Origin of the sequence: Kitasatospora sp. NPDC004723 (assembly GCF_040609255.1) — a bacterium.
Lineage (GTDB): Bacteria > Actinomycetota > Actinomycetes > Streptomycetales > Streptomycetaceae > Kitasatospora.
In genome coordinates this window covers 220831-235969 of record NZ_JBEXJT010000004.1, presented here as the reverse complement: position 1 = coordinate 235969, position 15139 = coordinate 220831, and the positions used below count along the sequence as shown (strand labels likewise).

Here is a 15139-nt window from a genome sequence, read left to right as displayed (position 1 = left end):
CTGATGTCCGACGACAAGAAGCTGCTCGACTACCTCAGGCGCGCCACCGCTGACCTCGGTGACGCCCGGAGGCAGCTGCGCGAGGCCGAGCAGGCCCGCCACGAACCGATCGCCGTCGTCTCGATGGCCTGCCGCTATCCCGGCGGCGCCGACACGCCCGAACGACTGTGGGACCTGGTCTCCCAGGGCGCCGACGCGATCTCCGCCTGGCCGGTGAACCGCGGCTGGGACCTGGAGGGCCTCTACGACCCGGACCCCGAGCGGTCCGGCACCTCCTACACCCGCAACGGCGGCTTCCTGCACGACGCGGCCGAGTTCGACGCGGAGTTCTTCGGCATCTCGCCGCGCGAGGCCCTGGCGACGGACCCCCAGCAGCGGCTGGCACTGGAGACCGCCTGGGAGGCGGTCGAGCGGGCCGCGATCGACCCCCGCACGCTGCGGCGCACCGGCACGGGTGTCTTCCTCGGGGCGATCGGCAACGGCTACGGCGCGGGCTCGCGCCACCTCCCCGATGTCCAGGGCCTGCTGGACACCGGGACCGCGAGCAGTGTGGTCTCCGGCCGGATCGCCTACACCCTGGGCCTGGAAGGGCCCGCGGTGACCGTGGACACGGCCTGTTCCTCCTCGCTCGTCGCCCTGCACCTGGCGATCCGCGCGCTGCGGGCGGGTGACTGCACGCTGGCCCTGGCCGGCGGGGTGTCGGTGATGGCGACCCCCGACGCGTTCGTGGCGTTCAGCCGCCAGCGCGCGTTGTCGGCCGACGGCCGCTGCAAGGCGTTCGGGGCCGACGCGGACGGAACCGGCTGGTCCGAGGGCGCCGGCGTCCTGCTGCTGGAGCGGCTGTCGGACGCCCGGCGCAACGGGCACCCGGTGCTGGCCGTCATCCGCGGTTCGGCCACCAACCAGGACGGTGCGAGCAACGGACTGACGGCGCCCAGCGGCCCGGCGCAGCAGCGGGTGATCCGTGCGGCGCTGGCGGACGCGCGCCTGACGGCGTCCGAGGTGGACGTGGTGGAGGCGCACGGCACCGGCACCACCCTCGGCGACCCCATCGAGGCGCAGGCCCTGCTGGCCACCTACGGCCAGGGACGGCCCGCCGAACGGCCGTTGTGGCTGGGCTCGTTGAAGTCGAACATCGGCCACACCTCGGCGGCGGCCGGCGTGGGCGGCGTCATCAAGATGGTGCTGGCGATCGAGCACGGCGAACTGCCCAGGACCCTGCACGCGGACCGGCCGACGCCCATGGTGGACTGGTCGTCGGGAGCCGTGGAAATCCTCTCCGAGGCCCGCGCCTGGGACGACACGGGACGCCCGCGCCGGGCCGGGGTGTCCGCCTTCGGCGTCAGCGGCACCAACGCCCACCTGATCCTGGAACAGGCCCCGGCGAAGGAAGCCGAACCGGTGGCCGACACCGCGGCCGGTGGCGATGCGCACCCGCTGCCCTGGGTGTTGTCCGGGCGTACCGACGAGGCGCTGCGCGACCAGGCGGCCCGGCTGCTGGCGCACCTGAGCGCCGGTCCCGGCCCCGTGCGGGCCGCCGACACCGGCCGCGCCCTCGCCCTCACGCGTACCGCCTTCGAGCGGCGGGCCGTGGTTGTGGGCACCGACCCGGACCGGCTGATCGACGGCGTGAAGGCGCTGGCCGAGGGCCGGTCGGTGCCGGGGCTGGTGCGGGGCGACGGGGTGTCGTCGGGTCGTGTGGTGTTGGTGTTCCCGGGTCAGGGTTCGCAGTGGGTGGGGATGGCTGCGGAGTTGCTGTCCGGGTCGGAGGTGTTCGCGGGGCGGATGGCGGAGTGCGAACGGGCTCTGGCGGCTCATGTCGACTGGTCGTTGACGGAGGCGTTGGGTTCGGAGCGGTTGCTGGCGCGGGTGGATGTGGTGCAGCCGGTGTTGTGGGCGGTGATGGTGTCGTTGGCGGAGGTGTGGCGTTCGTTCGGTGTTGTTCCGGACGCGGTGGTGGGTCATTCGCAGGGTGAGATCGCTGCGGCTTGTGTGGCGGGTGGTCTGAGTCTGGAGGACGGGGCGCGGGTGGTGGCGTTGCGTTCCCGCGCGATCAAGGTGCTGGCCGGTCGGGGTGGGATGGCCTCGTTGCCTCTGCCGGTGGATGCGGTGCGGGAGCGGATCGCCCCGTGGGCGGGTGGGTTGTCGGTGGCGGCGGTGAACGGTCCGTCGTCGACGGTGGTGTCGGGTGACGCGGACGCGGTCACGGCCCTGGTGGAAGAACTGGTCGCGGAGGGTGTGCGGGCGCGTCTGATCGAGGTGGACTACGCGTCGCACTCCTCGCATGTGGAGGAGGTCCGTGAGCGGCTGCTCTCCGATCTGGCCGGGGTCGCTCCCGGCTCGGGTTCGGTGCCGTTCTTCTCGACGGTGACGGGTGGCTGGCTGGAGACGGAGGCGCTGGACGCGGAGTACTGGTACCGCAACCTCCGTCGGACCGTCGAGTTCGGGCGGGCCACGGAGACGCTGTTGGGGGAGGGCTTCCGGTTCTTCATCGAGGCCAGCCCGCACCCCGTGCTCACCTTCGGTGTCCAGCAGAGCGCCGACGAGGCCGACACCGCCGGCTCCGCGCAGGGCCCCGCCGTGGTCGTGGGCACGCTGCGGCGCGGCGAGAGCGGCCTCGACCGCTTCCTGACGTCCCTGGGAGAGGCCCACGCGGGCGGTCTGATGCCCGACTGGGACCGGGTGTTCGCCGGACACCGTCCGGACGGCGTCTCCCTGCCCACCTACCCCTTCCAGCGTCGCCCGTACTGGCTGGAGGACACCGGCCCCGCGGCGGGCGGTCCTTCCCGAACGTCCTCGGAGGGCGACGACTTCTGGGAGGCCTTGGGCGGGGGTGACCTGGACCGGTTCGCCACGGCCCTCGGGGTGGCGCCCGAGGACCCGCTGAACGTGGTGCTGCCCGCGCTCGCCACCTGGCGCGACGAGCGCACCGAGCGTTCGGTGCTCGACTCCTGGCGCTACCGCGTGACCTGGCGAGCCCTGCCCGAGGGCCCTCCGGTCCCACTGGACGGCAGCTGGCTCGTCCTGTCGTCGGACGGTCAGCCCGAGGACGGGGTGCGCCGGTCGGAGGCGGCCGTCCACGTCATGGAACAGGCCGGCGCCTCGGTGGTCCACGTACGGATCACCGAGGCGGAGGCCGACCGCGCCGTGCTGGCCGACCGGGTCCGCGCGTCCCTCGACGCGCTGCCCGGCCCGGTGACGGGAGTGCTGTCGCTGCTGGGCCTCGACGAGCGCCCGCACTCGGCGCACCCCTCCGTCCCGCTGGGCACCGCGCTCAACCTGGCCCTGGTGCAGTCCCTCGGCGACGCCGGGATCGACGCGCCCCTGTGGTGGGCGACCCGGGGTGCGGTGTCGGTCGGGGGCACGGACACCGGGAGCGCGGTCAGCGCCGCGCAGAACCTGCTCTGGGGTCTGGGCCGGGTCGCCGCGCTGGAGTTCCCGCAGCGCTGGGGCGGTCTGATCGACCTCCCGGAGGTCCTGGGCGCGGACACCGCATCGCGGCTGTGCCGGGTGCTGGCCGGTGAGGCCGGGGACGAGGACCAGGTGGCCGTACGGGCCACCGGCTGCCACGGCCGGCGGCTGGTCCGGTCCGCCCTGGGCGACACCGCGCCGCGGCGGAGGTGGCAGCCCGGGGGCACCGTGCTGATCACCGGCGGTACCGGCGGGATCGGCGCGCAGATCGCGCGCTGGCTGGCCCGGCGGGGAGCCGGGCACCTGGTGCTGGTCAGCCGGCGCGGCGTGGACGCGCCGGGTGCGCCGGAGCTCTCCGAGGAACTGGCCGCCCTCGGCGCCCGGGTCACCCTGGCCTCCTGCGACGTCGCCGACCTGGAGGCCCTGCGCGCACTGAAGGACGGCCTCGAACAGGACGGCCACCGGATCAGTACCGTCTTCCACGCCGCGGGGGCCGGGCTGCTGGTGCCACTGCCCGCCACCGACGCGGACGAGTTCGCCGGCACCCTCCACGCCAAGGTCGGCGGGGCCAGGAACCTGGACCTGCTCTTCGACCGGGACACGCTCGACGCGTTCGTGCTGTTCTCCTCCATCTCCGGGGTGTGGGGCAGCGCCGTCCACGGCGCCTACGCCGCCGCCAACGCCTATCTCGACGGCCTCGCCGAGGACCGCAGGAGCCGCGGCCTCGCCGCGACCTCCGTGGTGTGGGGGATCTGGAACCCCGAGGGCGGGGCCGGGATGGCGGCCGAACTGGCGGAGGAGACCCTGCGCGGCCACGGCGTGCTCTTCATGCCGCCCGCGGTCGCGATCACCGGGCTCCAGCAGGTCCTGGACCACGACGAGACGGTGGTCGTGGTCGCCGACATCGACTGGGACCGCTTCGCGACGGTCTTCACCTCGGCGCGCCCCAGCCCACTGATCGGGGAACTCCCCGAGGTACGCACCGCGCTGGCCGCCGAACCGGAGACCGGCGGGGCCGGGGCCGAGGGCACGCCCTCGGCGCTGCGTGACCGGCTGGAGCCGCTCCCGGCGGCCGAGCGGACCCGGGCGCTGGTCGACCTGGTCCGGACCCACGCGGCCGCGGTCCTCGGCCACGACTCGCCGGACGCGGTCGCCCCCGGCCGCGCCTTCCGCGACCTGGGCTTCGACTCCCTGACCGCGGTGGACATGCGCAACCGGCTCAACACCGCCACCGGCCTGCGGCTCCCGGTCACCGTCGTCTTCGACTACTCGTCGGCGACCGCGCTCGCCCGGCGCCTGGAGACCGGACTGCTGGGCGCCGCCGAGGAACCCGCCGCCGTCCGGCAGCCGCCGTCGGTGGCACCCGCCGCGGACGACGACCCCATCGTGATCGTCGCCATGAGCTGCCGCTACCCCGGCGGCGTACGCACCCCCGAGGACCTGTGGCGCCTGGTCGCCGACGGGCGCGACGCCGTCTCCGGGCTGCCGTCCGACCGGGGCTGGGACCTCGACGCGCTGTACGACGCGGACCCTGACCGGCCCGGCAGGAGCTACACCGCCGCGGGCGGGTTCGTCAGGGACGCGGACCGTTTCGACCCCGGGTTCTTCGGGATCTCGCCGCGCGAGGCACTGGCCATGGATCCGCAGCAGCGACTGCTGCTCGAAACCTCCTGGGAGGCGATCGAGCGCGCCGGCATCGACCCGGCGTCCCTGCACGGCACCCCGACCGGGGTCTTCGCCGGCGCCTCCTACCAGGGCTACGGCGGCACCCTGCGTGACCTTCCCGAGGAACTGGAGGGCCTGTTCATCGCGGGCATCTCCACCAGCGTGCTGTCCGGGAGGATCGCCTACCAACTCGGCCTCCAGGGGCCCGCCGTGACCGTGGACACGGCCTGCTCCTCGTCACTGGTGGCGGTCCACCTCGCCGCGCAGTCGTTGCGCTCGGGCGAGTGCGCGCTGGCACTGGCGGGCGGCGCCACGGTGATGGGCACCCCGCTGTCGTTCACCGGCTTCAGCCGGCAGCGCGGGCTCGCCGAGGACGGGCGCTGCAAGTCCTTCGCCGCCTCGGCGGACGGCTTCGGCATGGCCGAGGGCGTGGGCCTGCTGCTCCTGGAACGCCTCTCGGACGCCCGCCGCAACGGCCACCCGGTGCTCGCGGTGCTGCGCGGCTCGGCGATCAACCAGGACGGCGCGAGCAACGGGCTGACCGCGCCCAGCGGCCTGGCCCAGCAGCGGGTGATCCGCGACGCGCTGGCCAACGCCCGGCTGACGGCCGCCGACGTGGACGCCGTCGAGGCGCACGGCACCGGTACCCGGCTGGGCGACCCGATCGAGGCCGACGCGCTGCTGGCCACCTACGGCCAGGACCGGCCGGCCGACAGGCCGGTGTGGCTCGGGTCGCTGAAGTCGAACATCGGGCACACCCAGGCCGCCGCCGGGGTCGGCGGCATCATCAAGATGGTGCTGGCCATGGGGCACGGCGAGCTGCCGCGGACCCTGCACATCGACCGGCCGTCCCCGAACGTCGACTGGACGGCGGGCGCCGTCGCGCTGCTGACCGAGGCCACACCCTGGCCGGAGACCGGCCGACCGCGCCGGGCCGGAGTGTCCTCGTTCGGCCTGAGCGGCACCAACGCCCATGTCGTCATCGAGCAGCCGCCCGCCGAGCCCGCACTCCCGCTGCCCGCCTCGCCGGCCGGGTCCGCACCCGCCGCCGGATCCGATGCGCCTGCCGGATCCGTATCCGTCCCCACCGCCGGGCCGTCCGCCGTGTCCGGTGCGACGGATCCGGACACTCCGCAGGCCGCCGTCCCGTGGGTCCTGTCCGGGCGGACCACCGAGGCGGTGAAGGCCCAGGCGGAGCGGCTGCACGCGTACCTGACGGAGCATCCGGAGCTGTCGCCCGTCGACGTCGGCTACTCCCTGGCCACCACCAGGACCGCCTTCGAGCACCGCGCGGCCGTCGTCGGCGACGACCGCACGACCCTGCTGGGCGGCCTGGCCGCGCTGGCCGCGGGAGACCGCGCACCCGGCCTGGTCGAAGGCACCGTCGCCCGATCGGCCAGGACCGTCTTCGTCTTCCCCGGCCAGGGATCCCAGTGGGCCGGCATGGCCAGGGAACTGCTCGACCACGCCCCGGCCTTCGCCGACCGGATCGCGGCCTGTGAACGCGCCCTCGCCCCGCACCTGGACTGGTCGCTGCTCGCGGTCCTGCGGGAGGAGCCCGACGCGCCCCCGCTGGACCGGGTGGACGTGGTGCAGCCGGTGCTGTTCGCCGTCATGGTGTCGCTGGCCGCGCTGTGGCGGGCGCACGGGATCGTCCCCGACGCCGTGGTCGGCCACTCCCAGGGGGAGATCGCCGCCGCCTGCGTGGCCGGCGCGCTCTCGCTGGACGACGCGGCCCGGATCGTCGCCCTGCGCAGCCGGGCCCTGCTGGCCCTGACCGGACGGGGCGGCATGCTGTTCGTGCCGCAGCCGGTCGAGGCCGTCCGCGACACACTGTCCGCCGACTACAGGGCACTCGACGTCGCCGCGGTCAACGGGCCGACGTCGGTGACGGTCTCCGGCGACCCGGCGGCACTGGAACGACTGCGCGAGCAGTACTCCGAGGAGGGTGTCCTGACCTGGCCGGTTCCCGGCGTGGACTTCGCCGGACACTCGCCCCAGGTGGAGGAGCTGCGGGAGGAACTGCTCACCCTCCTCGGCGGCACCGTGCCGCGGACGTCCGACATCCCGTTCTACTCCACGGTCAGCGGCGGCCCCCTGGACACCCTGGGCCTGGACGCCGCGTACTGGTACGAGAACCTGCGCCGGCCAGTGGAGTTCGGACGGGCGGTCGACGCACTCATCGCCGACGGACACCACACCTTCGTCGAGTGCAGCACCCACCCCGCGTTGACCGTCTGGCTCCAGCAGGCCGTCGAAGCGGCCGGGGCCGGCGACGGAGCCGTCGTCGGCACCCTGCGCCGCGCCGAGGGCGGCCCCGGCCGCTTCCTCGCCGCGCTCACCGAACTCCAGGTGCGTGGACTGCCGGTGGACTGGGGCACGGTGTTCGCCGGGACCGGCGCGCGCAAACGGCCCCTGCCCACCTACGCCTTCCAGCAGCAGCGCTACTGGCTGGACACCACCCCCGACCGGCCCGCCGACGCCATCACCGGCACCGACGCCATGACCGGCACCGGTCCGGCCGACTCCGGCTTCTGGGAGGCGGTCGACCACGGTGACCTGGACGCCCTCGCCACCACCCTGCGGGTCGAGGACGGGGAACTGAGGGCCTCCCTCGCCTCCCTGGTGCCCACCCTCGCCGAGTGGGCACGCGGCCGGGCCGCCGACCGGACCGCCGACAGCTGGCGCTACCGGGTCGCCTGGAAGCCCCTGCCGGCACCCGAGCAGCCCCGGCTCACCGGCAGCTGGCTCGTCGTCGCCCCGGCCGGCGCCGCCGACGACCCGGCCGTCGCGTTCGCCGTGGACTCCCTGCGCGGACACGGCGCCACACCCGTCCTGGTCGAGGCGGGCCCCGACGCGACCGAGCGGACACGGTTCGCCGCACTGCTCCGCGACGCCCACGACCACACCGACGGGCCGCCCGCCGGAATCCTGTCGCTGCTCGCCCTGGCCGAAGAACCGCACGGCGACGGATCGGCGCTTCCCCGCGGCCTCACCCTGACGGTCGCACTCCTCCAGGGCCTGGGCGACCTCGGCACCGACGCCCCGCTCTGGTGCGCCACCCGGGGCGCGGTGTCGGTCGGCCGCTCCGACCGGATCGACAGCACGCTCCAGGCCCTGGTCTGGGGCCTCGGCGGGGTCGCCGGTGTCGAGTACCCGCAGCGGTGGGCCGGCCTGGTCGACCTGCCGCGACGGCTCGACGACCGGGCCGCGACCCGGCTCGCCGAAGCACTGACGAGCCCCGACGGCGAGGACCAGCTGGCGGTACGCGCCACCGGCCTCTACGGCCGCAGGGTCGTCCACGCCGGACTCGGTGACACCGCCCCCGTCCGCGACTGGACACCCGAGGGCACGGTCCTGATCACCGGCGGCACCGGCGGCCTCGGCGCCCAGATCGCCCGATGGCTCGCCCGCACCGGCACCGCGCACCTGCTGCTCACCAGCCGGCGCGGCGCACAGGCCCCGGGGGCCGCCGCCCTGCTGGCCGAACTGCGCGGACTCGGTGCCACCGCCACCGCGGTGGCCTGCGACGTCGCCGACCGCGAGGCACTGGCGGAACTGCTCGCCGGCATTCCGGCCGAGCGCCCGCTGCGCGCCGTACTGCACACCGCGGGCGTCCTCGACGACGGGGTGATCGACTCGATCACCCCCGAACGCGCGGCCGGCGTCCTGCGCCCCAAGCTCGACGGCGCACGCAACCTCGACGCGCTCACCCGTGAACTCGACCTGACCGCCTTCGTGCTGTTCTCCTCGCTCGCCGGCACGCTCGGCGGCACCGGCCAGGGCAGCTACGCCGCCGCCAACGCCTACCTCGACGCGCTGGCCCGGCAGCGCCGCGACCTCGGACTGCCCGGCACCTCGGTGGCCTGGGGCCTGTGGGGCGGCGACAGCCTCGCCTCCGGAGCGGTCGCCGAACGGCTGATCCGCGACGGCCTGCCCGCCATGGATCCCGCCGCGGCCACCATCGCGCTGCGCCAGGCCCTCGACCACGACGACACGGCCGTCCTCGTCGCCGACTTCGCCTGGGACCGCTTCACCCGGGCGTTCACGGCGCTTCGGCCCAGTGCCGCCCTCGGGGACCTGCCCGAGGTACGGGATGTTCTCGCCGCCGTGAGCGGGTCCCGGAGCACGGCCGACGGCACCGAGCCGCCGGCCCTGCGGCTGGCCGCACTTCCCCCGGCGGAACGAGACCGGGCCCTGCTGGACCTCGTCCGCCGCGAGGTCGCCGCCGTGCTCGGCCACCCCGGGCCCGAGGCGGTGGGCCCCGACCAGGCGTTCAAGGACATCGGCTTCGACTCGCTGATCGCCGTCGAACTGCGCAACCGGCTCGCCGTGGCCACCGGCCTGCGCCTGTCGGTGACCCTGGCCTTCGACTACCCCACGGCCACGGCCCTGGCCGGACACCTGCGCACCGAACTGCCGGGCGCGCCCGCCACGGAGACGCCCGACGCTCCCGGGCAGGTGCCCGCAGCCGCCACGGTGCCCGAGGACGAGGCGATCGCCGTGGTCGCCATGAGCTGCCGCTACCCCGGCGGCGTCAGCACCCCCGAGGAGCTGTGGGAGCTCGTCGCGGGCGGACAGGACGCGATCACCGGCTTCCCCACCGGACGCGGCTGGGACCTGGACGGCCTCTACGACCCGGACCCGGACCGGGCCGGCAGCACCTACGCGCGGGAAGGCGGCTTCCTCCACGACGCCGACCGCTTCGACCCGGCCTTCTTCGGGATCTCCCCGCGCGAGGCGCTGACCATCGACCCCCAGCAGCGGCTGCTGCTCGAACTCTCCTGGGAGGCGTTCGAGCGGGCCGGCATCGACCCGCTGTCGCTCAAGGGCAGCGCGAGCGGCGTCTTCGTCGGATGCAGCCACCACGACTACGGGTCGCGCGTCACCGAACCCTCCGAGGAGTTCGAGGGCTACCTCGGCATCGGCAGCGCGGGCAGCGTGGCGTCCGGGCGGATCTCCTACAGCCTCGGCCTCGAAGGGCCCGCGGTGACCGTCGACACGGCGTGCTCCTCGTCGCTGGTCGCGGTCCACCTCGCGGCCCGGTCGCTGCGGGCCGGCGAATGCTCGCTGGCGCTCGCGGGCGGGGTGACCGTGATGTCGACACCGGGCGCGTTCGTGGAGTTCAGCCGGCAACGGGTGCTCGCCGAGGACGGCCGCTGCAAACCGTTCGCCGCCGCCGCCGACGGCACCTCCTGGGCCGAGGGCGCCGGACTGCTCGTCCTGGAACGCCTCTCGGACGCCCGGCGCAACGGCCACCCGGTGCTCGCCCTCGTCCGCGGCTCCGCCGTCAACCAGGACGGCGCCAGCAACGGCCTGACCGCACCCAACGGACCGTCCCAGCAGCGGGTCATCCGGGCGGCCCTCGCCGACGCCGGACTGACCGCCTCCGAGGTCGACGCGGTGGAGGCGCACGGCACCGGGACCCGGCTGGGCGACCCGATCGAGGCCCAGGCACTCCTGGCCACATACGGCCGGGAACGCGGCGCGCGGCAGCCGCTCTGGCTGGGGTCGCTGAAGTCGAACATCGGACACAGCCAGGCCGCCGCCGGAGTCGCCGGCATCATCAAGATGGTGCAGGCCATGCGGCACGGGGCGCTGCCGCGCACCCTCCACGTCGACGCGCCGACACCCCACGTCGACTGGTCGGCCGGCGCGGTCCGGCTGCTCACCGAGGACACCCCGTGGCCGGAGACCGGCCGCCCCCGGCGGGCCGCGGTGTCGTCGTTCGGAGTCAGCGGCACCAACGCCCACACCATCCTCGAACAGCCCACCGAGCCGGCCCCGGCCGCCGTCCCCGCGCCGACCCCTGACACGCCCGTCGCCCCCGCCCTGCCCTGGCTGCTCTCCGCCCGCGGCGCGGACGCGCTGCGGGAGCAGGCCGCCCGGCTGCTCCGGTACGTGGAGCACACCCCGGCCCTCGACGTCGCGGACCTGGGCCGTTCCCTGGCGCTGAACCGCAGCGCCTTCGAGCACCGGGCCGCCCTCACCGGCACGGACCGGCAGACCCTGCTCGACGGGCTCACCGCGCTCGCCGCCGGCGAGCCGTCGGCGGACCTGGTGAGCGGTGTGACCGGCCCGGCCGCGAAGACCGCCTTCCTGTTCCCCGGCCAGGGCAGCCAGCGCACCGGCATGGGCGCCGAACTGTACGCGCGGTTCCCGGTCTTCGCCGACGCCTTCGACGCGGTCTGCGCGGAACTCGACCCGCTGCTCGACCGCCCGCTCAGGGAGGTGATCGACGCGGCCGTCGGCGAGCCCGACCACGGCCTGCTGGACCGCACCGAGTACACCCAGCCCGCCCTGTTCGCCCTCGGTGTCGCGCTGTTCCGCCTCGTCGAGCACTGGGGCCTGCGCCCCGACCGGCTGCTCGGCCACTCCGTGGGAGAGCTGGCCGCCGCCCACGTCGCCGGGGTGTTCACCCTCCCCGACGCCGCGGCGCTGGTGGTCGCGCGGGGACGGCTGATGCAGGCCCTCCCGGCGGGCGGCGCGATGGCCGCCCTCGCCGCCGGGGAGGAGGAGGTACTGCCGCTGCTCGCGGGCCGCGAGAGCGACGTCGGCCTCGCCGCGGTCAACGGCCCGGCCTCGACCGTGATCTCCGGCGACGCGGCGGCGGTGAACGAGATCGCCGCCGAGCTCGCCGCGCGCGGCCGCAAGACCCGACGGCTGCGGGTCTCCCACGCCTTCCACTCGCCCCTGATGGAGCCCATGCTCGCCGAGTTCCGCGAGGTCGCGGCACGGATCGTCCCGGGGGAGGCCACCATCCCCGTCATCTCCGACCTGACGGGCGAGCCGGCCACCGCCGAGCAACTCGGCTCACCGGACTACTGGGTGGAGCACGTGCGCGGCACCGTCCGCTTCCAGGACGGCGTACGCCACCTGGAACGCGACGGCGTGACCGCGTTCCTGGAACTCGGACCCGACGGCGCGCTCAGCGCCATGGGCCAGGACTGCCTGACCGGCGCCACCGGCGGTTCCGTGCTGGTGCCCCTGCTGCGCAGGGACCGGCCCGAAGCACCCGCGGCGACGGCCGCCCTGGCCCGGCTGCACGTCGCGGGCGTCCCCGTGGACTGGAACGCCGTCCACGCCGGCGGCCCGTCCCGCTCCGCCGTCGACCTGCCGACCTACGCCTTTCAGCGCGGCAGCTACTGGCTGCAGGCCGGCCCGGCCGCGGCCGGCCTGCCCGCGGCCGGACTGCTGACGGTCGACCACCCGCTGCTCGGCGCCGGAACGGAACTCGCGGACTCCGACGGGTTCCTCTTCACCGGCAGGTTCTCGGTCCGCAGCCACCCCTGGCTGGCCGACCACGGCGTCTACGAGGGCGTGCTGTTCCCCGCCACCGCGTTCCTCGAACTCGCGGTCCGCGCGGGCGACCAGGTCGGCTGCGACCAGGTCGAGGAACTGACCCTGGAGGCACCGCTGGTGCTCCCGGCGGGCGGAGCCGTCGCACTTCAGCTCACCGTCGGAAGCCCGGACGCCTCCGGCACCCGCCCGCTGAGCGTCCACGCCCGGGCCGCCGACGACGGCCCCGACGCCCCCTGGACCCGGCACGCGAGCGGCCTGCTCAGCTCCGCCGGAGACCCCGCCCCGGTCGCCCCGGTCGACCCGGTGGACCCGGCGGCCTGGCCGCCGCCCGGAGCCGTCCCCCTCGACACGGAAGGCCTGTACGAGCGCTTCGCGGAGGGCGGATTCGCCTACGGCCCCGCGTTCCAGGGCCTGCGCGCGGCCTGGCGGCTCGGCGACGAGGTGTACGCCGTCGCGAGCCTGCCGGAGGAGCAGCAGCCGGACGCCGCCGCGTTCGGCCTGCACCCGGCCCTGCTGGACGCCGCCCTGCACGCGCTGGTGTTCGACGTCCTGGAGGGACCCGCGCAGGGCTGGCTGCCGTTCTCCTGGAACGGGGTGCGCCTGCACGCCTCCGGCGCCACCGAACTCCGGCTGCGGCTCACCCCCACCGGCCGCGACGCCGTCGCCGTACGGGCGACCGACGCCACCGGCCGGCCGGTGGTCTCGGCCCGCTCCCTCGTCCTGCGGCCCGTCTCGCCCGACCGCTTCAAGGCCACCCGCGCCGGACACCACGAGGAACTGTTCCGCCCGGAGTGGCAGGCCCTGCCCGAGCGTGCCGCGGCGGCGGGCTCCGTCCCCGGCCCGGAGTCCTGGACCGTGCTCGGCACCGGGACGCCCCTGCTCTCCGGCGCCGCACCGCTCCCCGGGCGTACGGTCACCGACCTCGCCGCGCTGTCCGCGCTGCTCGACGCGGGCGCGCTGCCGCCCCGGCTGGTCCTGGCCGCCTGCCCGCCCGCCCCGGCCCCGTACGCGCCGCCCGGCGCCCTCCGCGACGCGGTCCACGACGGCCTCGGAACGGTCCTCGCCCTGCTGCGCGACTGGCTGGCCGACGAGCGCCTGACCGGCTCCAAGCTGGTCCTGGTCACCGCGGGTGCGGTCCCGGTGACCGGCGACGACATCCCGGACCCGGCCCTGGCCGCACTCTGGGGCATGGTCCGCTCGGCGCAGACCGAGAACCCCGACCGCTTCGTCCTGCTCGACCTGGACGCCCACGAGACCCCGCCCGCCGTACTCGCCGAAGCCCTCGCCTCCGGGGAACCCCAGCTCGCGATCCGGGCCGGGGCCGTCCACATCGCCCGGCTCGCCCGCGTACCGCTGGCCGCCACCGGTCGCACTCCCGGCTGGGGCGGTGACGGAACCGTCCTGATCACCGGCGGCACCGGCGCCATCGGCGCCCACGTCGCCCGCCACCTGGTCGCCGAACACGGCGTCCGGCACCTGCTGCTGACCAGCCGCAGCGGCCCCACCGCCGACGGCGCGGCGGAACTCCTCGCCGAACTCGCCGCCCTGGGCGCGGACGCCGAGATCGCCGCCTGCGACGCCGCCGACCGCGACGCCCTCGCGGCCCTGCTGGCCGCCCTGCCCGCCGCACACCCGCTGACCGGGGTGGTGCACGCCGCGGGCGTCCTCGCCGACGGCGTCGTCGCCACCATGACGCCCGAGCAACTGGACGCCGTGCTGCGCCCCAAGGTGGACGCGGCGGTCAACCTGCACGAACTCACCGCCGGCCTGGACCTGTCCGAGTTCGTCCTGTTCTCGTCCATCGCCGGAGTCTTCGGCGGCATGGGCCAGGGCAACTACGCCGCCGCCAACGCCTTCCTGGACGCACTGGCCCACCGGCGCCGCGCCGACGGGCTGCCCGGCCGCTCCCTCGCCTGGGGCCTGTGGGCCAACAGCACCGGGATGACCGGCGGGCTCACCGAGGCCGACCTGCGACGGATCGCCCGGGGCGGGATCGTCGCCTTCGACCCGGCCCAGGGACTGGCGCTCTTCGACACCGCCGGCACCCTCGACGAGCCGGTCGTCCTCCCGCTGCGGCTCGACACCGCGGCCGTCCGCGCCCAGGCCGCCACCGGCGGCGTCCCCGCCCTGCTGCGCGGTCTGGTGCGCCCCGCCGCCCGGCGCGGCGCGGCGGGCCCCGCCGCCGGCACCGGCGCCGACGCGCCCGAAGTCCTGAAGCAGCGCCTCGGCTCCCTCAACGAGACCCAGCGCGGCCGGGTCCTCCTCGACCTGGTCCGCTCCCACGCCGCCCTGGTGCTCGGCCACAGCGGCCCGGCCGCGGTCGAGCCCGGACGCGGTCTGCTGGAGGTCGGCTTCGACTCGCTGACCGCGGTGGAACTGCGCAACCGGTTGCGCGCCGCCACCGGTCACCCCCTGCCGGCGACCCTGCTCTTCGACCACCCCACCCCGGCTGCGATCGCCGGACACCTCGCCGCCGAACTGGTCCCCGACGCCGGGCCCGGCCCGGTCCCCGGCCTCGCCGAACTGGACCGCCTGGAGGACGCCCTCGCCGGCGCCCCCGACGACCCGGCGGACCGCGACCGGCTCGCCGAACGGCTCCGGGAGGTCCTGGGCCGCCTCGGCCTGGCGGTCACCGCGGCCGGCGGCGACGGCACGGCGGCGGACTCCATCGAGGACCGGATGGACGGCGCCAGCGACGACGAACTCTTCGACCTCATCGACAACGAACTCGGCCTGTCATGACACCGACCCGACACGCGAA

At 75.5% G+C, this 15139-nt stretch carries 1 protein-coding gene; it reads left to right on the top strand.

Features of this window, described 5'->3' with window-relative positions:
• The first annotated feature begins 3 nt into the window (after positions 1-3).
• Complete coding sequence (locus tag ABZW10_RS07415) at positions 4-15120, top strand: type I polyketide synthase (protein ID WP_355361310.1); 15117 nt, start codon at positions 4-6, stop codon at positions 15118-15120.
• Positions 15121-15139: the final 19 nt, after the last annotated feature.